Below are 22,364 nucleotides of genomic sequence, written 5' to 3' on the forward strand. Positions count from 1 at the left end.
TTCTAAAGGTAGGCCTTCAACCAGCGAGTTAGTTCAGCAAATGCTTTCTGCCGCACGGGACGCGCAGAAAGGATGACGTCATGCATAGCGTTCTCAATACGAGACAAGGTGACGAGTTTGCCCAGATGGTGAACGCGGGCTGCCACAATATTCACATCGATAGCAACATCTGCTTTCTTCATATCTGGGCTCCACCTGGGCACTAACAAACTCTTGGTGGATAACCAGGTGAATACCGGCGCATCAATATCTAAGCCGGCAGCGACTTTGGCGTGGCCTGTCAAGATCGCGTTCAACCAGGCAGGACGAACAGGGAAACCGTGTTCTGGGCGCCAGTCAAGATTGAATTCCCATTCACCATCTTTGTGAATGTCGATGGTGCGCGAGTAAAAACCAAAGTCAATGCTTGGCATCTTGGTTTTTGGATTCAGTTTCGCTCCAGCACGTAAGGCAGGAGTTACAAGTGCTCGTGCCGCAGCAGTGAGTTGATATTCCAACCAAGGACTGTTCAGCACAACAGCATCGGCACGGCCAGGATTGCGATCTGCCCACAAGCTCAACACCAGCCCGCCGGTGGAGTGGCCCATCAACACAAGTTTGCGGCCAGCTGCGGCATGAGAGTCAGATTGTGACTTCTTGGTGCCATGGCCCATGACCTCGAGAGCTAGCTCGATTTCTTCGTCATAGTCAGACAGGTCTTCAATGAAACCTTCCGATTGGCCTTGCCGAATACTCCTGCCATATTTGCGCAAGTCGAGTGCATAAAACTGGGCTCCCTGCGAGCGCCAATATTCCGCCAAGTTCTTTTGGAAAAAGTAGTCAGACCAGCCATGGATGTAGAGAACATCGGTATTTGTTGCGACCTGCTCTGCTTTACCCACTAAACGAGAGAAGAACGATGGAACCTTCGGCGGAAGTGCTTTGACCAGGGTTGCGACCACCTCACCTTCGGCGTCAGGTTTGAGTTCGAGGGTTGCCTGCAAATACCCGATACCAAATACGTCGGGTTTCCAGGTGACTGACTTATCCACAATTCCATTGTGTACCCGAAATATGTTGTGGGACTGTGAATTCACGGATTAGCATCATATAGTGAGGAAATCCTCAGTAAATATGGCTACGAACTATCAATTTCGCCAGTAAATTCTCAAATTTGCTACTTATTTCGTATCCGCAAAGGAAAATGATGATTGACAGAACCCGTTTAGCTGAACTCTTTGACCGCGAGCGCGCCACGTTCACTGCCGCGCACCCCAAGTCACAGGCCGCCTACGAAAACGCTACCCACCTCTTTGGCCGCGTTCCCATGACCTGGATGAACAAGAAAGCTGGTGGCTTCCCCATTTATCTCGACCGCGCCAAAGGAAACCGCGTGTGGGATATTGACGGACACGAATACATCGACTTTGCTCTTGGAGACACCGGCTCGATGGCAGGTCACTCCAACCCCGACGTTGTCGCCGCAATTAAGAAGCGTGTCGACGAACAAGGTGGTCTCACCACCATGCTTCCCACCGAAGACGCCGAGTGGGTGGGTGCAGAACTGTCACGCCGCTTCGGAATGGATAAGTGGAGCTTCTCTCTCACAGCAACTGATGCGAACCGTTGGGCTATTCGATTGGTACGTGCACTGACAGGTCGCAGCAAGATCCTGTTCCACTCATACTGCTACCACGGTTCCGTAGACGAATCGCTGATTGTGGTGGGACCTGACGGTCACGGAATGAGTCGACCAGGCAATGTGGGGGAACCCGTTGATGTCACAATGACAAGCCGTGTTGCTGAGTTCAATGACCTCGAGATGCTCGAGCGTGAATTGGCCAACGGCGATGTTGCAGCTGTACTCATCGAGCCTGCACTGACCAACATCGGTATTGTGCTGCCAGATCCTGGTTACCACGAAGGTGTTCGTGCTCTCACTCGTAAATACGGAACCCTGCTCATCATCGATGAGACCCACACCTTCTCTGCAGGCCCTGGCGGTATGACCCAGCGTGACAACCTGGAGCCTGACATCGTGATCATTGGTAAGTCCATTGCCGGCGGTATTCCAACCGGTGCCTATGGTCTCAGTGCAGACTTCGCAGAGAAAGCCTTGGCTCGCACCGACCTCGACTTAGTCGACATGGGTGGTGTGGGCGGAACCCTGGCTGGAAACCCACTCTCTGTTGCAGCCATGAGAGCAACGCTCGAGAACGTCCTCACTGAGGAAGCTTTCGACAAGATGATTGCTACCGCGACAGTCTTCAACGACGGCGTTCAAGAGCTCTTTGACAAGTACGACCTGCCTTGGTCGATTAACCAATTGGGAGCTCGTGCTGAATACCGTTTTGCAAAGCCCTACCCCAAGAACGGTACTGAGGCGAACGCCGCCGCCGACGGTGAGCTCGAAGACTTCCTTCACCTCTACCTTGCTAACCGTGGCATTTTGCTCACGCCTTTCCACAACATGGCCTTGATGTGCCCCACCACCACGGTGGAGGATGTCCAGAAGCATCACGAAGTATTTGAAGAAGCGATAAAAGAATTGTTGGGACAATAGGCTCATGACTGAATCACCATTGATGCACCCTGCCGATAACGCCACCGTTCGCGAGGCAGACACCAGTAACGTCTTCCACTCATGGTCAGCACAGGGAACTCTTGCTCCCTTTGTGATTGCCGGAGGCAAGGGTGCACGGGTGTGGGATTACGAGGGCAACACCTACCTCGACTTCTCCTCCATGTTGGTCAACGTCAACATTGGCCACCAACACCCCAAGGTGATTGCTGCACTCAAAGCCCAAGCCGATGTGCTCACCACTGTGGCGCCAGCACACGCGAACAATGTTCGCGCGCTGGCAGCACAGAAAATTCTCTCTCACGCACCCAAGGGTTTTGAGAAAGTCTTCTTCACTAACGGTGGTGCTGACGCGAATGAGAACGCCATCCGCATGGCTCGTCTGCACACAGGACGTGACAAGGTCATCTCGTTCTACCGCTCGTATCACGGCAACACCGGTGCAGCAATTGTGTCGACCGGTGACTGGCGTCGTATTCCAAACGAATACTCACGTGGGCACAAGCACGTATTCGGACCCTACCTCTATCGCTCCGAATACTGGGCAACCACCCCTGAGCAAGAGTCAGAGCGTGCTCTGCACTTCCTCGAACGCACCATTCAAGCAGAAGGCCCTGCAAGCATTGCGGCCTTCCTGATTGAATCCGTTCCTGGCACCGCAGGTATTCTTACTCCTCCTCCTGGCTTCCTTAAGGGTGTACGCGCTCTGGCTGATAAGTACGGCATCGTGCTGATCTTGGATGAAGTCATGGCTGGCTTTGGTCGAACCGGTGAATGGTTCGCTTTCAATGCCTTCGATGTGGTTCCTGACCTCATCACCTTTGCCAAGGGTGTGAACTCTGGCTACATCCCCGTCGGTGGTGTGATCATCAACAGCGAGATTGCTCACGCCTTCGACGAGCGCGTCTTTCCCGGTGGTCTCACCTACTCAGGTCACCCTCTCGCTTGCGCAACCATTGTTGCCACCATTGAGGCAATGGAAGAAGAGAAGGTCGTCGAAAACTCCAAGCACATCGGTGCAACTGTTCTTGGCCCCGGTCTGAACGCACTCAAGGACAAGCACCAGATCATTGGTGACGTCCGTGGTTCAGGTGTGTTCTGGGCTGTGGAGTTCGTGACTAACCGGGACACCAAAGAGCCCGTTGACGCGGCCTGGATGGGCAAGCTCAAGGCAGCTCTCATGGCTCACAAGCTGCTCCCCTTCATGGCTGATAACCGTCTCCACGTTGTTCCACCCTGCGTGGTCACGGAAGACGAAGCACGTGAAGGTCTTGCAATCATTGATGCCGTTCTCACAGAGTTGAGCTAACTGCACCCAAGGAATGACAATGGGTGTTCGTTACACAACCGAGGTTCTGGGCGAAGGAAACCACGCCTCTCTGTTGATTCCGGAGTGGGTGCTCACCGAACTGGGCGCCAATAAACGTGCTCCGCTGAAAGTGACCATCAATGGCCACACTTACCGAAGCACGGCAACAGGAGTGGCAGGAGAATGCAGAGTTGTCTTCCCTCAGAAAGAACGAACTGCTGCAGGCGTTTCTTCCGGCGAGTCGGTAACAATAGACCTCGAACTTGATGCCGGATACCGCGAAGTAGACATTCCACCTGAACTTGCCATTGCTCTCGACAAGCACAACCTCAGCCAGGTGTTCGCCAAGTTGAGTTACTCCCACCGTCGTGAATACGCGAGAGCTGTTTCCGAAGCCAAAGCACCCGAAACCAAAGAACGAAGGGTGCTCAAAGCCATCGAGAAAATCTCGAACTTGGCATAAAGAAACCCCCTCCGTCGGAGGGGGTTTCTTTGGTGAGTTGAGTGGTTATCCGAAGCGACCGGAGATGTAGTCCTCAGTTGCTTGAACGTGAGGGTTTTCAAAGATCGTGGTGGTGTCATCGAACTCGATGAGTCGACCAGGTTCACCGGTTCCTGCGATGTTGAAGAAAGCAGTCTTGTCTGACACACGCGATGCCTGCTGCATGTTGTGGGTCACGATGACGATCGTGTACTTGGCCTTGAGCTCTTCGATGAGGTCCTCAATGGCCAGGGTTGAGATGGGGTCCAGTGCCGAGCAGGGTTCATCCATGAGGATGACCTCAGGTGACACCGCAATCGCACGAGCAATACACAGACGCTGCTGCTGACCACCTGAAAGACCAGAACCGGGAAGATCCAAACGGTCCTTCACTTCTTTCCAGAGATTGGCTCCCTTGAGCGACTTCTCAACAAGGTTGTCGGCATCTGATTTTGAAATCTTTTTGTTGTTGAGCTTCACACCAGCGAGGACGTTGTCCTTGATCGACATGGTGGGGAAAGGATTGGGGCGCTGGAACACCATACCGACCTGGCGACGAACCATCACCGGGTCCACATCGGGGTCATAGAGGTTCTTGCCATCGATGAGCACTTCGCCGTCAACGGTTGCACCGGGAATAACCTCGTGCATGCGGTTGAGTGTGCGCAGGAAGGTTGACTTGCCACAACCGGAGGGGCCAATGAAAGCGGTGACGGTGCGAGGTTCGATGGTGAGCGAGACGTCTTCGACGGCCTTGAACTTGCCGTAGTAAACGTTGAGGTCTTTGACTTCGATGCGCTTAGACACAGGTTTTCCTTCTGGTGTGGTGAAACTTAGCGGAGGCCCTTGGGAGCCAAGAGTTTAGAGACGAGTCGAGCAATAAGGTTCAACGCCATCACGATCAAGATCAGGACCAAGGCACCGGTCCATGCGCGGTCGATGTATGCCTGAGCGTCAGCACCTTGGCTGGCGTATTGGGTGTACACGAACACAGGCAGTGTTGCCATGCGGTCGGAGAACAGGTTGTAGTTCATGCTCGTACTCATGCCCACGATGATGAGCAGCGGTGCTGTTTCACCAATAATGCGCGAGATAGACAGCATCACACCGGTGATGATTCCAGCGATAGAAGTAGGAATCACAATTTTGACAATCGTCAGCCACTTGGGAACACCCAGAGCATAGGAAGCTTCACGCAACTCGTTCGGAACAAGCTTGAGCATTTCTTCGGTGGAGCGAACGACAACCGGGATCATGAGGATTGACAGTGCAACCGAACCACCAATACCGAAACGAATACCGGGACCGAGGAATATCGCAAACAGTGCGAAGGCGAACAAACCGGCAACAATCGACGGAATGCCCGTCATCACGTCGACGAAGAAGGTGATGGCTTTAGCCAAACGACCCTTGCCGTATTCAACAAGATAGATCGCGGTCATAATTCCGATGGGAACCGAAATAATCGTCGCGGCAAGGGTGATTTCTAACGTTCCAATAATGGCGTGAAGACCACCACCACCGGCACCCACCACGTTGCGCATGGAGGAGTTGAAGAACGTGGCATCAAAACGGGGCAAACCATTGATAACAGCGGTGTAGACCAATGAAATCAGGGGCAATAACGCCACGACGAAAGCAGTTGTAACCAAACCTGTCGCGAGACGGTCAGATGCTTTACGACGTCCCTCTACGATGCGGGAAAGAATGTAGGAAAGCAAAACAAAAAGCACTGCTGAAACAAAGACCGCAGCAACAATATTGAATCCTTCGGAGATTCCAGCCGCCATAAGCACTCCAAAAACACCGAAGGCAACAAGTGCACTTACGCCAGCGGTTGCCCACAAAGTGAGCTTAGAGAGGCGGCGTGCGCTGGTCGGAGCTGGAACAACGAGGGCGGTCATTAGTTAGCTCCCGAGAAGTCTTTGCCGCGGTTGATCACCATACGAGCCAGCGAGTTCACCAGGAGCGTGATGAGGAACAAGATCAAACCTGTCGCGATGAGCACGTTCACACCGAGATCGTGTGCTTCAGGGAAGTTCAGCGCAATGTTTGCTGCGATGGTGGTGGGGTTCTGTGATTGCAGAAGTGCGAAAGAAATAATCACCGAGGGAGAGAGCACCATTGCTACGGCCATCGTTTCACCGAGTGCGCGCCCCAGGCCAAGCATGGTTGCTGAGATAATTCCTGGGCGAGCAAACGGGAGAACTGCAGTCTGAATCATTTCCCAGCGAGTGGCGCCCAAAGCCAGAGCAGCTTCTTCGTGGAGGACTGGTGTTTGCAGGAAGATTTCGCGTGTAATGGCCGTAATGATGGGCAAAATCATGACGCCCAAAACAATGGCCACGGTCAGAATGGTTCGCCCCGTTCCAGAGACTGGGCCTTCGAAAATCGGAATCCAGCCGAGGTTATCGACCAACCATGAGAAGAAGGGCTGAACAGCTGGAGCGAGAACAGTAATTCCCCATAGGCCAAACACAACCGAAGGAACGGCTGCGAGCAAGTCAATGATGTAACCAAGTCCCTGAGCGAGCTTGCGAGGTGCAAAGTGAGAGATAAACAGCGCAATACCGATTGCAAAGGGAACCGCTATCAGGAGAGCGAGTGCTGCAGCCCAGACTGTTCCAAAAACGAGAGGGAACACATATGCCCAGAATCCCTCGCCCTTACCAACCTTGGACGGATCTGCAATAAATGCCGGGATACTTTGAGCAATGAGGAAGATGGCAACTGCAGCAAGAACGGCGAGGATGATTGATCCTGCAACGAGGCTAGAAGTGGAGAAGACTTTGTCTCCTCGTCGACTGGGTGCTTTGACCTGAGTCGGTTCTTGAACGTCGATAGCCACGAGTCCTTCTTACTGCAAAAATCCGGTTTTGGGTAATGCCCAGCCTAGAGAATCTGATGATTCCCCAGGCTGGGCATTAGAGGTTGTTACTTGATTGCAGAAACGATGGCAGTTGCCTGCTTGGAAACTGCTGCATCGAGAGGTGCTGAACCAGCAGATGCAGCTGCGTCAGCCTGACCCTGTGCGCTGAGAATGTAGGTGAAGTATGGCTTCACCAAGTCAGCGACACCGGCCTCAGCGTACTCGTTGCAACCAATGAGGTAGGAGACGAGAACGATGGGGTAGTGGGTTGGGTCGGTGGTGGTGCGGTTGATGCTGATAGCCATGTCGGTGTCTGCACGACCGTCAACTGGCTTGGATTCAGCGACAACTGCAGCAGCAGCCTCTGGGGTGTACTTGACGAACTTGTCGCCAACCTTGATGTTGGCAACACCGAGCTTGCCAGCCTTGGAAGCGTCAGCGTAACCGATGGTTCCAGTTCCGTTCTTGACAGCGTCAACAACACCAGAGGTACCCTGTGCACCTTCACCGGTCTGGAAGGGGAAGGTGTCAGCTGGCTTCTCGATTGCCCAGTCAGCCTTGGCAGTCTGGAAGAGGTAGTCAGAGAAGTTCTTGGTGGTACCCGAGTCATCTGAACGGTGAACTGCGGTGATAGCAAGGTCAGGGAGCTTCGCCTTGGGGTTCAGCGCTGCGATTGCTGCATCGTTCCAGTTGGTGATTGCACCAGAGAAGATCTTCGCAATGGTAGATGCGTCCAGGTTGAGGTCAGTTACACCATCAACGTTGTAGATCACCGCGATAGGGGAAATGTAGGCAGGAACTTCGAAAGGAGCGGTGCCGGGTGCACATGCTGCGAAAGTACCAGCGAGCTCTTCGTCCTTGAGGTAGGAGTCAGAACCAGCGAAGTTGGATCCACCAGCGATGAAGGTTTCGCGACCTGCTCCAGAACCGGAGGGGTCATAGGTGATGGTGACATCTGGGTTAGCAGTCTGGAACGCTGCAATCCAGGCCTCCTGAGCAGAACCCTGGCTGGATGCGCCAGCTCCGACTAGGGTGCCGGAAAGAGTCGAGACGCTTGCCTCTGGTGTTGCGCTTTCGTTTGCTGCACATGCACTGAAAGCAAGAGCGGTAGTTGCTGCGATAGCAATGGCTGCCATGGGGCGGCCGTAACGTGTGATGTTCACGTGTAATCCTTTCGGGATTTTTCTTCTTGGTGTGAGGACTCGTTGTGATTCCTGGATTCACGTTATGGGACGTGGGTGACGTGATGGCACACGCAAGGTAAACAGTTGGTGAACGATCAAAAATGTCATGAAAACAGAAAAAGACCCGCGATTCTCTCGCGGGCCTTTCTGCGGGCAATTACGCCTTAGATTCAGTGATTTCGTCGATGTCGGGTGCCCATTCTCCGGTGGAGAGATAGGCAACCTTTCGAGCAATCGAAATAGCGTGGTCTGAGAAGCGTTCATAGTAACGGCTAGCCAGAGTGGCGTCCACAGTATCCATGGATGTTCCCGCCCATGTGTCGGAGAGAACCTTGTCAAAGACAGAGAGGTGAAGTGAGTCAATCTTGTCATCAAGATCGCGAATCTTTTCAAGCTGCTTGAGTTCTTGGGACTTGAGCATCTTGATGAGCTTCTCAGCAATCTGGATGTCGATTTCACCCATTTCCTTGAAGGTTGAGCGAAGACCCTTCGCAATGACCTTGTCAGGGAAGCGGTATCGAGTGAGCTGAGCCAGGTGCTCAGCCATGTCACCCATGCGCTCGAGGTTGGCGCTCATGCGTAGAGCACTCACAACAACACGCAAGTCGCGAGCAACTGGCTGTTGGCGAGCAAGAATTTGAATTGCTAGTTCGTCGAGGGTGAGTGCAAGCTCATCGATGTGAGCATCCTCTTCAATGACTTCCTCGGCAAGAGTGATGTCGCTGTCTTGGAAAGCAGTGGTGGCCTTGCGCATTGCTTCGGCAACAAGCTCGGCAATCTCTACTAGACGCTGCTGAACTTCCTGAAGTTCTTGCTGAAACACGTCGCGCATGTGAATTCCTTATACATAGTTTTTATCAACCGCTATCTCAGTAAGCCCTGTGACAGTGAAGTTGAGCTGTCACACAGGTTAACGAAAAGAGCGAGTCAGGTTAACAGTTGACTTTCCCAGCCTACTCCTGCCTTTTTTCTTTTTGAGGGAAGGCAAAGGTGGGTTAGCGTTAGAGCATCATGTCTGCCCCATTGATCTTGCTCGCCATCGGTGTGGGAGCTGTCGCGGGCGCAGCAATCGTTCTTCTCATCATCTGGGTGCTACGTCAGCGCGAAGAAGAAGCCGAACGTTCCTCCAATGATCTGCCACGTGGTGTTGCACAAGTAGTCAGCAGACTTGACGGCGCGGTCTTTGTAGTCGACAAATCCCTCAATGTTCTCACCGCATCTGAGGGAGCAAGCATTCTTTCCCTCGTGGGCCAAGGACGGATTCTTATCCCTGAGATTGTCTTGATTGCGGAGGCAGCGCTCAGAGGCAACGACGTCCGTGAAGACGACATGGAAATTGCTCGCGGGCCTTTAGGCGATGCCACCTTGACTGTCTCCGTTCACGCCTCTCCCTTTAGAAGCCGTTTTGTTCTGATTAGTGTGGTTGACCGTGGCGAGTTCAAGCGTCTGGATGATATCCGCAGAGAATTTGTGGCCAATGTTAGTCACGAACTCAAAACCCCGATTGCTTCAGTGGGTCTCCTCGCTGAAGCACTGCGGGAAGCAGCCGACGAACCAGAGACAGTTCGTCACTTTGCTGATCGCCTGAGCACCGAAGCTAAGCGCTTAGGTGATATCACTCGTGAAATCATTGAGCTCTCTCGCCTGCAAGCAGAGGGGGCATTGGCTGAATTTGAACAGGTCACCATCGGAGACATTGTTGAACAGGCTATTGATTACAACCGAGTGGTTGCAAAAGCACGCAAGATCAGACTGGTGAGCGGAGGCGAGCTCGACAGCACCATTTATGGTGACCCCGCACGGCTTGTGGTTGCGATTAGCAATCTCATCGCCAACGCAGTGCACTACTCCCCTGACAAATCGCAGGTTGGTATTGGTGTTGCCCGCCGAAATTCATTTATTGAGATTGCCGTTACTGACCAGGGCATTGGTATGACCAAGGAAGAAGTCGAACGCGTCTTTGAGCGTTTCTACCGAACCGACCAAGCGCGTTCGCGATCGACAGGTGGAACTGGTCTGGGCCTGAGCATCGTGAAGCACATTGTTTCTAACCACGGTGGTGACATCCGCGTCTGGTCTTCCCCAGGTAAAGGTTCCACCTTCACCATTCGTATCCCCGAAGCAACCCAATAGAAGGACATCTCGTGAGCCGAATACTCCTGGTTGAAGACGAAAGCGCACTGAGCGAGCCTCTAGCCTTTTTGCTCACACGCGAAGGCTTTGAGGTCGAAATTGCCGAGGATGGTCAGCAGGCGCTCGATGTGTATGCCAACGGCACATACGACATCATTCTGTTGGATCTCATGATTCCCAAAGTTCCTGGGACAGAAGTGTGCCGACAAATTCGCACCACCTCGAACATTCCCATCATCATGCTCACCGCCAAAGACACGGAGGTGGACAAGGTTGTGGGATTAGAGCTTGGGGCAGATGACTATGTCACCAAGCCCTACTCAACACGCGAACTCCTCGCCCGCATCAAAGCTGTGCTTCGACGCAATGTTCGAGACGAAGACAGCAGCAATGACGGTGTCATCGACATTGCAGGAATCCGTCTAGATGCTGACCGCCACACCCTGCATGTTCAGGGTGAGCTAGTTGCAACTCCGCTGAAAGAATTTGAGCTCCTGGAATACCTCATGAGCAATGTTGGACGCGTGTTGACTCGTGGGCAGCTCATCGACCGCGTCTGGGGAGCCGATTACTACGGCGACACCAAGACATTAGATGTTCACATCAAACGTTTGCGCTCCAAAATCGAGGCAGACCCTGCTGAGCCGGTTCACCTCGTGACCGTGCGTGGCCTGGGATACCGCTTCGACGCCTAAGGGCTTCGCCAGATGCACACTCTCAGACTCGCCCTTGCAGAGTTCTTCGGAACCCTCGTTCTCGTAGCCACCGTCGTGGGCTCCGGAATCATGGGCACCCAGATATCTGATAATCCTGGCGTTGCACTGTTGATCAACACGTTGTCGACCATTTTCGTGCTGGCATTACTCATCCTGATCTTGGGGCCCATTAGCGGCGCCCACTTCAACCCTGCGGTCACACTTGTGATGTGGGCAAAGAAGCTCCAACCAGGAGCACACGTTCTTCCCTATGTGATCGCACAGATTACGGGCGCCATCGCCGGAGCAATCTTGGCAAACATCATGTTTGACCAAGCGCCTATCCAAATAGCATCAACACAGCGGGTCTCACCCGGATTGTTTATCGGTGAAATAGTTGCAACAGCCGGCCTGCTGGTTGTGATTTTGGTTTTCATCGCTCGTGACCAAGCACGGTTTGTTCCCTTTGCCGTCGCGGCATGGATTGGCTCGGCCTACTTCTTCACCTCCTCCACATCTTTTGCAAACCCTGCCGTGACCATTGGTCGCGTATTCAGTGACAGCTTTGCCGGCATTGCACCTGCATCTGTTGGCCCCTTTGTTCTTGCACAGCTCATCGGCGCCGCACTCGGTGCCGTCTTAGCTTGGGCAATCATTGACTCCACACACAGGAAAGAAAATCATGTCTGATAAAAAAGCAACCGTCCTCTTCGTCTGTGTCCACAACGCAGGACGTTCGCAAATGGCAGCCGGCTATCTCCAACATCTAGCTGGTGACCGTGTTGAGGTACTTTCAGCAGGCACCGAACCACGTGACCAGGTCAATCCTTCTGCCATCGCCGTCATGGCAGAAGAAGGAATCGACCTCACCTCATCAACACCCAAGGTGCTGACCGACGAGGCAGTCATGGCATCTGACTACGTCATCACCATGGGCTGCGGAGACAAGTGCCCCTTCTTCCCTGGCAAGCAATACCTTGACTGGCCCCTGGCAGATCCAGCAGGCAAGGGAGTGGAAGATGTCCGCCCCATTCGTGACGAAATTCGCGGCAAGATCGAAGCACTCATCGCAGAGATTGACGCGAAGTTCTAACTTCACTTCTTCAATGACTATGGCCACCCAATGGGTGGCCATAGTCATTAGGCATTATGAGCACTTACTCTGCGCGCGACTCTTTCAGCATGGTCTCTCTATCGACAACCTTGATGCGCGCACGTCCTTCGGGCTCACCAAGCTTCTGCTCGTATTCATCGAGTGCAGTCCAGCCCTGAGCTGTGGTGAATTCGATACCGCGGCTTTCCATCAAATCAACGATGGCGCCTTCTTCAGGCTCCTCAGGAGTCCACCATGAATCTTGATCCTCAAGCACATGAGCAATGGTTTCCATCGCGTCACTCTTGGTATGACCGATGAGTCCTACGGGTCCACGCTTAATCCATCCGGTTGCATAAACACCAGGGATGTGCTTTCCAGACTCATCAATGACCTGGCCTTCGTGGTTAGGAATAACACCCTTGACCACATCAAAGGGAACATCTTTCAGTGGTGAGCTGTAGTAACCAATAGCGCGATACAAAGCCTGTACTTCAACTTCACGGATTTCACCAGTGCCCACAACGCCACCTGTGCCATCGGGGGCGGTGCGCTCGTATCGGAAGCCCGTCACGTTACCGGCGTCATCACCGAGCACCTCAAGAGGGTTGGCATAGAAGTGCAAGTGCAGACGTCGTGACGCCTTGCCGGTCTCGCGGGTGCGCCACTCGTTCATGACCTTGTTGAGAACAAAGACCTGCTTGTTGGAATCAATCAGTGCCTGGCTTGCAGGATCAATTTCAAAGTCTTCGTCATAGACAATCATGTCCACATCGCGAAGTTCGCCCAGCTCTCGCAGCTCCAGCGGAGAGAACTTTGCTTGCGCGGGTCCACGGCGACCAAAGACGTGAACGTCGGTCACCGGCGATGCCTTGAGTCCTTGGTAGACGTTGTCCGGAATCTCGGTGACGAGAAGATCATCGGCGTGCTTGGCAAGCATGCGAGCTGCATCAAGTGCCACGTTTCCGTTACCAATGACTGCAACAGATTGCGCAGTCAGTGGCCACGTGCGGGGAACATCAGGATGGCCGTCATACCAACTGACGAAGTCAGCTGCGCCATAGCTGCCATTGAGCTCAATCCCTGGGATGTTCATCGGAACATCCTTCGTTGCACCGGTGGCAAAGATGACGGCGTTGTAGTGCTTCTTGAGATCGTCCATGGTGATGTCAACGCCGTATTCCACGTTGCCAAACAAGCGGATGTCTCCGCGGTCCAGTACCTCGCGCAAGGCTGTGATGATGCCTTTGATACGTGGGTGGTCTGGAGCAACACCGTAACGAACCAAACCATAGGGTGCGGGGAGGTGTTCAAAAAGGTCAATGGAAAGATCGAAGTCGCGTTCGGCTTTCATCGCAATATCTGCAGCGTAGATTCCTGCGGGGCCGGCGCCAACAATGGCCAGTCGAAGCTTGGTCACGGGGTATTTAATCCTCATACGTGGAAGGCAAGTGAATTCCCAGTTTAGTCGGGGGCAATAGGCTTAACTCGTGAAAATCCTGGTTCTTGGCTCCGGTGCCCGCGAGCACGCAATTGTTACCGCATTACTGGCAGAAAACGCTGACCACGAGATTACTGTTGCCCCAGGTAACGCCGGTATCGCTTTCGATGTTCCCTGTGTCACCACAGACATCCTCAATCCAGAAGCCGTGGCCTTCCTGGCCGAGGGGCTCGATGTTGATCTTGTTGTGGTGGGTCCTGAAGCTCCTCTTGTTGCTGGCGTCGCTGACCCACTGCGTGAAATGGGCATCCCCGTCTTCGGCCCCAACCAGGCAGCTGCCGCTTTGGAAGGTTCAAAAACTTTTGCCAAGCGCATCATGGATGAGGCCGGAGTTCCTACAGGACGTGCAATCAAGGTGTCAACACTGCTTGATGCTGAGACAGCATTGGATGACTACGGCGCTCCCTACGTCATCAAAGCGGATGGGCTTGCTGCCGGTAAAGGTGTACTCGTAACCCACGATCGCGAAGCAGCTGTGGCGCACGCCTCCCACTACCTCACCCAAGGTTCAGTCCTCATTGAAGAATTCTTGGACGGTCAAGAAGTGTCGCTGTTCATGTTTGCTGATGGCCACGACGTGCTGCCACTTTCTCCAGCGCAAGATTTCAAGCGCCTCAAAGACAATGATGAAGGCCCCAACACTGGCGGAATGGGCGCCTACTCACCACTTCCGTGGCTGACAGAACAGTTTGGTAGCGAAGACGCGTTCGTCACCGAAGTGATTGAAACGATTGCTCTACCCACCATCCGCCAGCTCGAGGCTGAAGGAACGCCCTTCCAAGGCTTGCTCTACTGCGGACTTATCCTCACCTCCAAAGGAATCCGCGTTATCGAATTCAATGCGCGATTTGGAGACCCAGAAACTCAGGTTGTTCTGCCAAGGCTCAAAACTCCACTCTCTGAACTCATGATGGCTTCGGCCACTGGAAGTCTCGCCGGTCGAGAGCGCCCCAAGTTCTCAGATGAAGCAGTCGTCACTGTTGTTCTCGCTAGCGAGAACTATCCCGAGACTCCCGTTACTGGCAGAGTGTTGACCGGTATTCCTCTGGCAAACGCCGTTGAGGGTGTGCACGTTACCCATGCTGCAACCACCGAACAAGATGGTGAGCTCATTGCGACCGGTGGTCGGGTCCTGAGCGTTGTTGGTCGCGGAAAAGACTTTGCAGAGGCACGCTCGCGTGCCTACGAAGGCTTGTCCAAGATCTCTCTTGAAGGTGGCCAATACCGCACTGATATCGCCAAGAAGGTTGTGAAGTAATGTCCGGTTTCACCGGTGGTCAGAAACTCACCCTTCCCGGCTGGACTCATGCCTACTCAGGCAAAGTTCGTGACCTGTACGTTCCCCAAGGTGAAACTTTGGAGTCAACGCCTCGAGTGTTGGTTGTTGCGAGCGATCGTGTCAGCGCATTCGATCACGTGCTCGAACCGGGTATCCCCGGCAAGGGCGAACTGCTCACCACGTTGAGCCTGTGGTGGTTTGATCAGCTTGCTGTTCCCAATCACCTGCGCGCTGGGGAGATTCCACCAGAGGTTCAGGGCAAGGCAATGCTGGTTGCCAACCTCGATATGTTCCCCGTGGAATGTGTAGTCCGTGGCTATCTTTCCGGGAGCGGCTATCTCGAGTACCTCGAACACCAAAGTGTGTGTGGAATCCCTTTACCTACTGGTTTGAAAGACGGAGACAAACTCCCCGAGCCGATTTACACCCCTGCATGGAAAGCGCCATTTGGCGAACACGATGAGAACATCACATTTGAGAGAACTGTGGAACTCATTGGGCTCGAAGACGCTACTGCCTTACGCGACCTTTCACTCCAAATCTTCACTCAGGCCAGTGAGCTCGCAGCAGCCAAGGGAATCATCCTGGCTGACACGAAGTTCGAATTTGGTCGCGACAGAGAAACCGGTGTCATTACTCTCGCTGATGAGGTTCTCACCTCGGACTCCTCTCGTTACTGGGATGCGACCGCTTATGACGCAGGAACTACCCCTGCAGAGAAGATGACCAGCTTCGATAAGCAGATTGTCCGCAATTGGCTTTCAGCCAATTGGGACAAGCAGGGCACTCCTCCGGTTCTTCCAGAGGAGATTGTTCAGAAAACTGCCGACCGCTATCGCGAGCTCATCAGCCGGATGCTGGGATAGCCGTAATAATTCTTTGGTGAAGTTTCCCCAACATTGTGCTGTGCGCCTAGCCTGAAGTCATGCGCAGATTCATCAACGCCATTTTCGAAGTGCCTCGTAGTGGTGCTCCGATGTGGAAAAGACTGGTGCTGGTAGAAACCGGACTCATTATCTGCGGTTTTGCTTTTGCCATAATGTTGCAAGCTGCAATTGGGCTCGACCCCTGGGATGCCTTCCACTTAGGTCTTTCTATCGTCACTGGAGTCTCAATTGGCCTCGTGGTCGTGATCGTGGGCTTTGCTGTTCTTTTTCTCTGGATTTTCCTCAAACAAAAACTTGGCATTGGAACCATCCTCAACGCCATCACTATTGGTATTTCTATTGACCTGTTTATTGCCATCATTCCCAAGGCGCCAGATTTCTGGTGGGGGTTAGGGTATTTCCTCATTGCCATCCTGATAAACGGTTTAGGCATTTCGATGTATATCGGTGCTGGCCTAGGTCCAGGGCCTCGTGATGGTTTGATGACGGGAATCGTGCGAATTACTGGTCGCCCTATCTGGCTTGTTCGAACGGCAATTGAAGTCGTCGTGCTGGGGCTTGGCTGGGTGATGGGAGGCGCTGTCGGCTTGGGAACCATCATTTATGCCTTCAGCATTGGCCCCGTCGTTCACGTGATGTTGCCGTGGTTCAACCTAGACAAAGTGAAAGAACCGGAAGAAGTCGAGGGTCACTAAAGCTCCGGCCCGCTCTCGGCAAGCTCATAGGAAACTTTGAAACAATGAAGGCTATGAATAAGTCATCGCGTGCAGCAGTCGCCGGTTCAAGCCTTCTCATTGGAGCTCTCTTGCTCACTGGATGCTCGAGTACCGGAATGGCAAATTCAGACGCACACACCATCATGGAGAGTCAGTTAGACACTTCTGTCTACTCCAGTTCTGACATCATGTTTGCGCAAATGATGATTCCACACCACCAGCAAGCAGTAGACATGTCTACCCTTGCTGAGACCCGCACCACAAACCCAGAAATTCTTGCCCTTGCCCAGCAAATCAAAAACGCTCAAGCTCCAGAGATACAACAGATGACTGCATGGTTAGAGAGCGCCGGTGCTGGCATGGATATGGGTCATGACATGGGTATGGATGGCATGCTTACTGACGAACAAATGACGGCGCTCAGCAATGCCACAGGAGCTGACTTCGACAAACTGTATCTTCAAGGAATGATTGCCCACCACGAGGGAGCAATCCAGATGGCCCAAATGATTGTTGGTTCCAACAATGCCGAAGCCAAGCAATTAGCTGCGGCAATTATTACAAGCCAGACTGCAGAGATTGAGAAGATGAAAACTCTTCTGGCTGGAATGTAATGACTACGTCCCTTTACACGGTCACTGGGATGACATGCCAGCACTGTGTGGCAAGCGTTACGAGTGAAGTCAGCCAACTCTCCCACGTCACCTCTGTTGACGTTGACCTTCCCACTGGAAGAGTCACGGTGGAAAGCGATGCCCCCATCCCTGCTGACGACGTTGTCGCCGCCATTGATAAGGCTGGCTATCCGGCAGTCGCTACTGTCTAGTTCTTCACCGTGACAAAAGCTTGCCACGGAGCAAGCACGTCAGACTTCACACCGAGAACAGCATCGCCCGATACTGATTCTGGAAGCTCCACTGTGTCATTAGACAAGTTGGCAACCACCGTTAGAACCTGCCCGTTGAGTTTACGTTCATAGGCAAAGAGGTGCTCGTGTTCAATCCAGAGCATGTCGAAGGAGCCATTGACCACCACATCCATGCCGTGACGCATTGCGATGAGTTTTTGGTAGTGATGGAAGACCGAGTCGGCATCCGCAACTGCTCCCGCCGCATTGATCTCGGGGTAGTTGGTGTTCACCGAGATCCAAGGTTCACCTGAGCTGAAACCTGCGTTAGGTGAGTCGTCCCACTGCATCGGTGTGCGAGCGTTGTCGCGACCCTTGTAGCCGACCGCTTTGAGAACGTAGTCCTCAGTAATCCCCATTGAGGATGCCTCTGCTGCCCAGTTAAGAGTCTCGAGGTCTCGGTATTGGCTCAGCTTGGTGAAGTGAGCATTGGTCATGCCGATCTCTTCACCCTGATACACATACGGCGTTCCACGCATCAAGTGCAGCACGGTCCCGAAAGCTTTCGCAGAGTTCACCCGGTGCTCAGTTGAGTCGTTACCCCAACGCGAAACAATGCGCGGCTGGTCGTGGTTGTTCCAATATAAAGAGTTCCAACCGACCTGCTCCAAACCTTTCTGCCATTTGTTTAGGTTCTCTTTAAGTGCCTTGACAGAGAATGGAGCAAGATCCCATTTCCCGAATCCATCTGGGTTCGTATCCAGATTCATGTGCTCGAACGTGAACACCATGTTGACCTCATGGCGTTCGGGAGCGGTGTATTCCTGGGCTAACTGTATGGTGCAACCAGGCATCTCGCCAACGGTAATCAATCCCTTGTCACGAAGGACCTCGCGATTCATTTCTTGCAAGAATTCGTGAATACGTGGACCGTTCATCCAAGGCCCAAACAAGCCCTCTGCATCAGAGAAGTCCTGACGTTTTGAAATGAGATTAATCACATCCATGCGGAATCCATCAACGCCTTGCTCAAGCCACCAATTCATCATTGAATAAACGGCGGCTCTGACATCTGGATTTTCCCAGTTCAGGTCAGGTTGCTTCTTGGAGAAGATGTGTAGGAAGTATTGCTGGGTGTTTTCGTCCCACTGCCAGGCAGATCCAGAGAATGCTGATTGATGGGATGTGGGCTCGCGGCCGTCGACAGCGTCGCGCCAGATATACCAATCTCGCTTGGGGTTATCCAGAGAAGATGAGCTCTCCACAAACCAGGGGTGCTCATCGGAGGTGTGGTTGACCACGAGATCCATCACGAGCTTCATGCCGCGGGCATGGGTCTCGTTGATGAGGTGGCGCATGTCTTCGAGCGTGCCGAAGAGGGGATCAATGTCTTGGTAGTCCGAGATGTCATAGCCGTTGTCATCTTGAGGGGACTTGTAGACAGGGGAAAGCCAGAGGACATCAACACCGAGGTCAGCAAGGTAGTCCAGCTTGGAAGTGATACCAGGGATATCCCCGATGCCGTCGCCGTTCGAGTCAGCGAACGATCGAGGGTAGATCTGGTACACAACGGCACCCTTCCACCAGTCATCTTTACCTAGGGTGATGCTCATGTGTCTCCTTCTTGTCTCAACAATCAACTGTATTGGTGTGTGGGACTTCAGAAACTTTTTTCTCACCAACACTGACGAAGAAACACCTCTTCTGGCTAGGGTAAATGAGTTCCCAGAAGGAGGTTCCACACATGGGTGTTGAAAACAACACACGCGACATTGAAGAAACTGTCGTCACCGACTTCACAGACCGGATGAGTTACGGCGGCTATCTCGATCTAGAGACTCTGCTTTCTGCGCAAAAGCCGCTGAGCGATCACCACGATGAGTTGCTGTTTATCATTCAGCACCAAACCACCGAATTGTGGATGAAGTTGATGGTGCATGAACTCATCGGGGCAGCAAACTATCTGCGTAGTGACGATTTGGGCCAGGCACTCAAATGCATTGCCCGCCTCAAGCACATCCAAAAGACACTCACTGAACAATGGTCTGTCCTGGCTACGTTGACCCCCAGTGAATATGCACAATTTCGTGACCGTTTGGGTAACTCCAGCGGATTCCAATCCCACCAATACCGCGCCATTGAATTCATGCTGGGTAACAAAAACGAGAAGATGATCAAAGTCTTTGACGCAGACCCTGAAGCTCAAGCACTTCTCGTAACTGCATTGAATGCTCCCACCATCTATGACGAGTTCCTGCGATACCTCTCTCGTCGCGGATATGCCATCCCTGATGACGTACTCAACCGCGACGTCACCAAAGCTTGGGTGTTCTCCGAGGATTTACTGTCAGTGTTTATCACGATCTATAACGAGCACGAAGAACACTGGGAAGCCTACGAAACCTGCGAAGAACTTGTGGACTTAGAAGAAAACTTCCAGTTCTGGCGCTTCCGTCACCTGCGCACGGTGCAGCGCATCATTGGAATGAAGATGGGTACCGGCGGAAGCTCAGGTGCTCCTTTCTTACAAAAAGCTCTCGAACTGACGTTCTTTCCTGAACTCTTTGCCGTGCGCACTGAGATCGGAAAGTAGCACTCCTTCATGAGCTCTGCTTCACAGAAACCTGGCAACCCCTATGGGGTTGGGGTTTCTGTGCGCCTGGCATCCGGCGAGCGCGGAACATTGTTTCCCTTATTTGGTGATGCCCACGTTCACTTAGGACTCATCGAGCCTGAACTTCTTCTTCCCGGAGGAATTGGTCGCGTGCTCGATCTGGGATGGTCAACGCCTGAGCTGCAAATTTGGGCACACACTATCCCTGGACTCGATGTTGACTTCGCTGGAAACTTCCTCGCGGCCGAGGGCGGTTACCCTTCCGACCGGTCCTGGGCACCTGCAGGAGCAACGGTATTCGTTGAGAACGCCAGAGACGCGGTTGCTGAACAGGTTGCATCTGGCTCGAGCGCTATCAAGATCACACTTAATACGGATGCTGGCCCTGTTCACACAGATGAGGTTCTCGCTGAACTTGTTGCTGCGGCAGAAGATGCTGGTCTGCCTGCTGTTATTCATGCTGAGGGACACGGGCAAGCAGAACGCGCACTTCGCGCAGGCAAAGTTGTTCTCGCACACACTCCTTTCTCTGAGGTACTCACCGATGATCTGATTGTTCACGCTGCACAGAACAATTTGGGCTGGATGAGCACCCTCGACATTCATGGCTATGGCGACCACACCCCCGCCTTTGATGTGGTATTGGAGAACCTGCGCAGGTTCGTTGCTGCTGGCGGAACGGTCTTCTATGGCACCGATTTAGGCAATGGGGCGCTGCCGTTAGGCATCAATGCCCGAGAACTCGCTGCTCTGGAACTCAGTGGAATGAGCCACGAACAGATTGTTCACTCCCTGAGTTCGTGGTGGAGATCAACTCCTGTTTCCCGGTCAAGTTTTATCTCTGAGATGTCAGACAACACCTGTGCAGATTTCAGCACCTGGCTGTGTTCTGCGCGTATCGTCGAAAACACTGAAGTGGAGTCATGATGACAAGTTTTGAAACACGTGCTGAAGAGCTCGATGCAGCTGATCCTTTAGCTGCCCACCGCGCGAAGTTCTTTGGCACCGATGAGGCAACACAGTCTTCAACTCCCGGTATGCCTCTGGCCTACTTCGATGGCAACTCTCTGGGCCGCCCCATGAGCGCCAGCTTTGACCGCATTGAAGCCTTCCTTCGTCATGACTGGGGAACACGCCTTATTCGAAGCTGGGACGAGCAGTGGTTGAACCTACCACTCGAACTCGGTAACAAGATTGGTGCTGCTGCTCTCGGTGCTGCACCTGGTCAAACCTTTGTAGGTGACTCAACGAGTGTGCTTCTCTACAAGATGGCGCGAGCTGCCATTGCCGCACGCCCAGGTCGCATCGAGATCGTGCTCGATACCGATAACTTCCCAACCGATCGCTACCTTCTCGAAGGTATCGCTGACGAACTCAACATGACTCTGGTGTGGATTGAGGCTGACACCTCTGCCGGCGTCACGCCTGAACAAGTTGCTGCTGTCGTGAACTCCAACACCGCTCTGGTGCTTCTCAGCCATGTTGCCTACCGCTCCGGCTTTATGGCGGATGCTCCTGCAATCACAAAGATCACCCACGACGCTGGCGCATTGATTGTGTGGGACCTGAGCCACTCGGTGGGTTCTGTCGTAGTCGAACTAGATAAGTGGAATGTCGACATCGCCGTGGGCTGTTCGTATAAGTACCTCTGCGGCGGCCCGGGTGCTCCTGCCTGGGCGTATGTGCGCAAAGACCTACAGACCAAGATTGAACAGCCCATTCAGGGTTGGTGGGGAACCAAGAACATGTTTCTGATGGGTCCTGGCTATGACCCTGAGAACGACCTGCGCCGCTTCATAACCGGCACCACTCCCGTCGTGGGTATGCAGGCCATGATTGACCCTGTTGAACTCATCGGAGAAGTCAGCATTGAAGCAATTCGTGCTAAGTCCCTGCTGCTGACACAGTTCGTCATCGACTACACCGACGAAGTGCTAGCGCCAATGGGGGTGACCGTGGCAACGCCACGCGACCCCGCCCAGCGTGGTGGCCATGTCACGTTGAACCACCCCCACATGCGTGACATAAATGCGTTGCTGTGGAAGGAAGACATCATTCCCGACTACCGTGATCCGCACGGATTACGCATCGGATTGTCGCCGCTGACAACTTCTTTCCACGAAGTCTTCCTCGGCATGGAGAAGGTCAAGGAGACACTGCTCTCCCTCCGATAGGATTGAGGTAATCCCTTACTCG

Annotated in this window: 23 protein-coding genes; 15 read left to right on the top strand and 8 right to left on the bottom strand. The window is 53.3% G+C overall.

Annotation, left to right across the window (positions count from 1 at the left end; translation table 11 throughout):
• Positions 1-2: 2 nt before the first annotated feature.
• Positions 3-1,031 carry an alpha/beta hydrolase gene (locus AINA4_RS07135; protein ID WP_281786735.1) on the bottom strand — a complete coding sequence of 343 codons (1,029 nt, stop codon included), beginning with the start codon at positions 1,029-1,031 and terminating at the stop codon, positions 3-5.
• Positions 1,032-1,183: 152 nt separating this feature from the next.
• On the opposite strand from AINA4_RS07135, the gene AINA4_RS07140 reads away from it, so the two are divergent.
• Genes AINA4_RS07140 through AINA4_RS07150 form a run of 3 tightly spaced genes read left to right on the top strand, consistent with a single transcriptional unit; the run spans position 1,184 to position 4,332 of the window.
• Positions 1,184-2,542, top strand: coding sequence for a transaminase (locus AINA4_RS07140; protein WP_281786736.1), 1,359 nt, complete (start codon positions 1,184-1,186; stop codon positions 2,540-2,542).
• Positions 2,543-2,546: 4 nt separating this feature from the next.
• On the top strand, positions 2,547-3,869 hold the full coding sequence (locus AINA4_RS07145) for an aspartate aminotransferase family protein (protein ID WP_281786737.1): 1,323 nt from the start codon (positions 2,547-2,549) through the stop codon (positions 3,867-3,869).
• Between the two features lie 19 nt (positions 3,870-3,888).
• Complete coding sequence (locus AINA4_RS07150; protein WP_281786738.1) at positions 3,889-4,332, top strand: YdeI/OmpD-associated family protein; 444 nt, start codon at positions 3,889-3,891, stop codon at positions 4,330-4,332.
• A 45-nt stretch (positions 4,333-4,377) separates the two neighbouring features.
• Here AINA4_RS07150 and pstB read toward each other — a convergent pair whose 3' ends face one another.
• The 5 genes from pstB to phoU all read right to left on the bottom strand — a co-directional run bounded on the left by pstB (position 4,378) and on the right by phoU (position 9,235).
• A complete protein-coding gene (gene pstB, locus AINA4_RS07155; protein ID WP_281786739.1) occupies positions 4,378-5,157 on the bottom strand; it encodes a phosphate ABC transporter ATP-binding protein PstB in 780 nt (259 codons plus the stop codon).
• A 26-nt stretch (positions 5,158-5,183) separates the two neighbouring features.
• The gene (pstA, locus tag AINA4_RS07160; protein WP_281787655.1) at positions 5,184-6,140 is read right to left on the bottom strand and encodes a phosphate ABC transporter permease PstA; all 957 of its coding nucleotides are present in this window, start codon (positions 6,138-6,140) and stop codon (positions 5,184-5,186) included.
• Positions 6,141-6,253: 113 nt separating this feature from the next.
• The gene (gene pstC, locus AINA4_RS07165) at positions 6,254-7,198 is read right to left on the bottom strand and encodes a phosphate ABC transporter permease subunit PstC (protein WP_281786740.1); all 945 of its coding nucleotides are present in this window, start codon (positions 7,196-7,198) and stop codon (positions 6,254-6,256) included.
• A gap of 86 nt (positions 7,199-7,284) precedes the next feature.
• Positions 7,285-8,355, bottom strand: coding sequence for a phosphate ABC transporter substrate-binding protein PstS (gene pstS, locus AINA4_RS07170; protein WP_281787656.1), 1,071 nt, complete (start codon positions 8,353-8,355; stop codon positions 7,285-7,287).
• Between the two features lie 205 nt (positions 8,356-8,560).
• Positions 8,561-9,235: a phosphate signaling complex protein PhoU gene (gene phoU, locus AINA4_RS07175; RefSeq protein ID WP_281786741.1), complete on the bottom strand. Its 675-nt coding sequence runs from the start codon at positions 9,233-9,235 to the stop codon at positions 8,561-8,563.
• 179 nt (positions 9,236-9,414) lie between these two features.
• On the opposite strand from phoU, the gene AINA4_RS07180 reads away from it, so the two are divergent.
• From AINA4_RS07180 to AINA4_RS07195, 4 genes are read left to right on the top strand one after another with little or no spacing between them, the layout of a single operon-like run.
• Positions 9,415-10,536 carry an ATP-binding protein gene (locus tag AINA4_RS07180; RefSeq protein ID WP_281786742.1) on the top strand — a complete coding sequence of 374 codons (1,122 nt, stop codon included), beginning with the start codon at positions 9,415-9,417 and terminating at the stop codon, positions 10,534-10,536.
• An 11-nt stretch (positions 10,537-10,547) separates the two neighbouring features.
• A complete protein-coding gene (locus AINA4_RS07185; protein ID WP_281786743.1) occupies positions 10,548-11,231 on the top strand; it encodes a response regulator transcription factor in 684 nt (227 codons plus the stop codon).
• A gap of 12 nt (positions 11,232-11,243) precedes the next feature.
• The gene (locus tag AINA4_RS07190; protein WP_281786744.1) at positions 11,244-11,921 is read left to right on the top strand and encodes an MIP/aquaporin family protein; all 678 of its coding nucleotides are present in this window, start codon (positions 11,244-11,246) and stop codon (positions 11,919-11,921) included.
• The gene (locus tag AINA4_RS07195; RefSeq protein WP_281786745.1) at positions 11,914-12,324 is read left to right on the top strand and encodes an arsenate reductase ArsC; all 411 of its coding nucleotides are present in this window, start codon (positions 11,914-11,916) and stop codon (positions 12,322-12,324) included. Before AINA4_RS07190 ends, AINA4_RS07195 begins: the two co-directional genes overlap by 8 nt.
• A 64-nt stretch (positions 12,325-12,388) precedes the next feature.
• On the opposite strand, the gene AINA4_RS07200 is transcribed toward AINA4_RS07195, so the two are convergent.
• Positions 12,389-13,744, bottom strand: coding sequence for an FAD-dependent oxidoreductase (locus AINA4_RS07200; protein WP_281786746.1), 1,356 nt, complete (start codon positions 13,742-13,744; stop codon positions 12,389-12,391).
• Between the two features lie 70 nt (positions 13,745-13,814).
• Here AINA4_RS07200 and purD point away from each other — a divergent pair, with 70 nt between their 5' ends.
• The 5 genes from purD to AINA4_RS07225 are packed head-to-tail and all read left to right on the top strand — an operon-like array spanning position 13,815 to position 17,533.
• Positions 13,815-15,083 carry a phosphoribosylamine--glycine ligase gene (purD, locus tag AINA4_RS07205; protein ID WP_281786747.1) on the top strand — a complete coding sequence of 423 codons (1,269 nt, stop codon included), beginning with the start codon at positions 13,815-13,817 and terminating at the stop codon, positions 15,081-15,083.
• Positions 15,083-15,970, top strand: coding sequence for a phosphoribosylaminoimidazolesuccinocarboxamide synthase (locus tag AINA4_RS07210; protein ID WP_281786748.1), 888 nt, complete (start codon positions 15,083-15,085; stop codon positions 15,968-15,970). The genes purD and AINA4_RS07210 overlap by 1 nt, the downstream gene beginning before the upstream one ends.
• Positions 15,971-16,029: 59 nt before the next feature.
• Complete coding sequence (locus AINA4_RS07215; RefSeq protein WP_281786749.1) at positions 16,030-16,686, top strand: hypothetical protein; 657 nt, start codon at positions 16,030-16,032, stop codon at positions 16,684-16,686.
• Between the two features lie 53 nt (positions 16,687-16,739).
• Entirely contained in the window at positions 16,740-17,321 is a 582-nt protein-coding gene (locus tag AINA4_RS07220) for a DUF305 domain-containing protein (protein WP_281786750.1), read from the top strand.
• Positions 17,321-17,533, top strand: a complete 213-nt coding sequence (locus AINA4_RS07225; protein ID WP_281786751.1) for a heavy metal-associated domain-containing protein — start codon at positions 17,321-17,323, stop codon at positions 17,531-17,533. The genes AINA4_RS07220 and AINA4_RS07225 overlap by 1 nt, the downstream gene beginning before the upstream one ends.
• On the opposite strand, the gene AINA4_RS07230 is transcribed toward AINA4_RS07225, so the two are convergent.
• The gene (locus tag AINA4_RS07230) at positions 17,530-19,167 is read right to left on the bottom strand and encodes an alpha-glucosidase (protein WP_281786752.1); all 1,638 of its coding nucleotides are present in this window, start codon (positions 19,165-19,167) and stop codon (positions 17,530-17,532) included. The two genes, AINA4_RS07225 and AINA4_RS07230, sit on opposite strands and share 4 nt — an antisense overlap.
• A gap of 131 nt (positions 19,168-19,298) precedes the next feature.
• On the opposite strand from AINA4_RS07230, the gene kynA reads away from it, so the two are divergent.
• From kynA to AINA4_RS07245, 3 genes are read left to right on the top strand one after another with little or no spacing between them, the layout of a single operon-like run.
• Positions 19,299-20,147 carry a tryptophan 2,3-dioxygenase gene (gene kynA, locus AINA4_RS07235; RefSeq protein ID WP_281787657.1) on the top strand — a complete coding sequence of 283 codons (849 nt, stop codon included), beginning with the start codon at positions 19,299-19,301 and terminating at the stop codon, positions 20,145-20,147.
• Between the two features lie 9 nt (positions 20,148-20,156).
• Positions 20,157-21,095, top strand: coding sequence for an amidohydrolase family protein (locus tag AINA4_RS07240; protein WP_281786753.1), 939 nt, complete (start codon positions 20,157-20,159; stop codon positions 21,093-21,095).
• Entirely contained in the window at positions 21,092-22,342 is a 1,251-nt protein-coding gene (locus AINA4_RS07245) for an aminotransferase class V-fold PLP-dependent enzyme (protein ID WP_281786754.1), read from the top strand. Before AINA4_RS07240 ends, AINA4_RS07245 begins: the two co-directional genes overlap by 4 nt.
• Positions 22,343-22,364 lie beyond the last annotated feature (22 nt).

The sequence above is a fragment of the Aurantimicrobium sp. INA4 genome, from assembly GCF_027924525.1.
In the GTDB taxonomy this organism is placed as follows: domain Bacteria; phylum Actinomycetota; class Actinomycetes; order Actinomycetales; family Microbacteriaceae; genus Aurantimicrobium.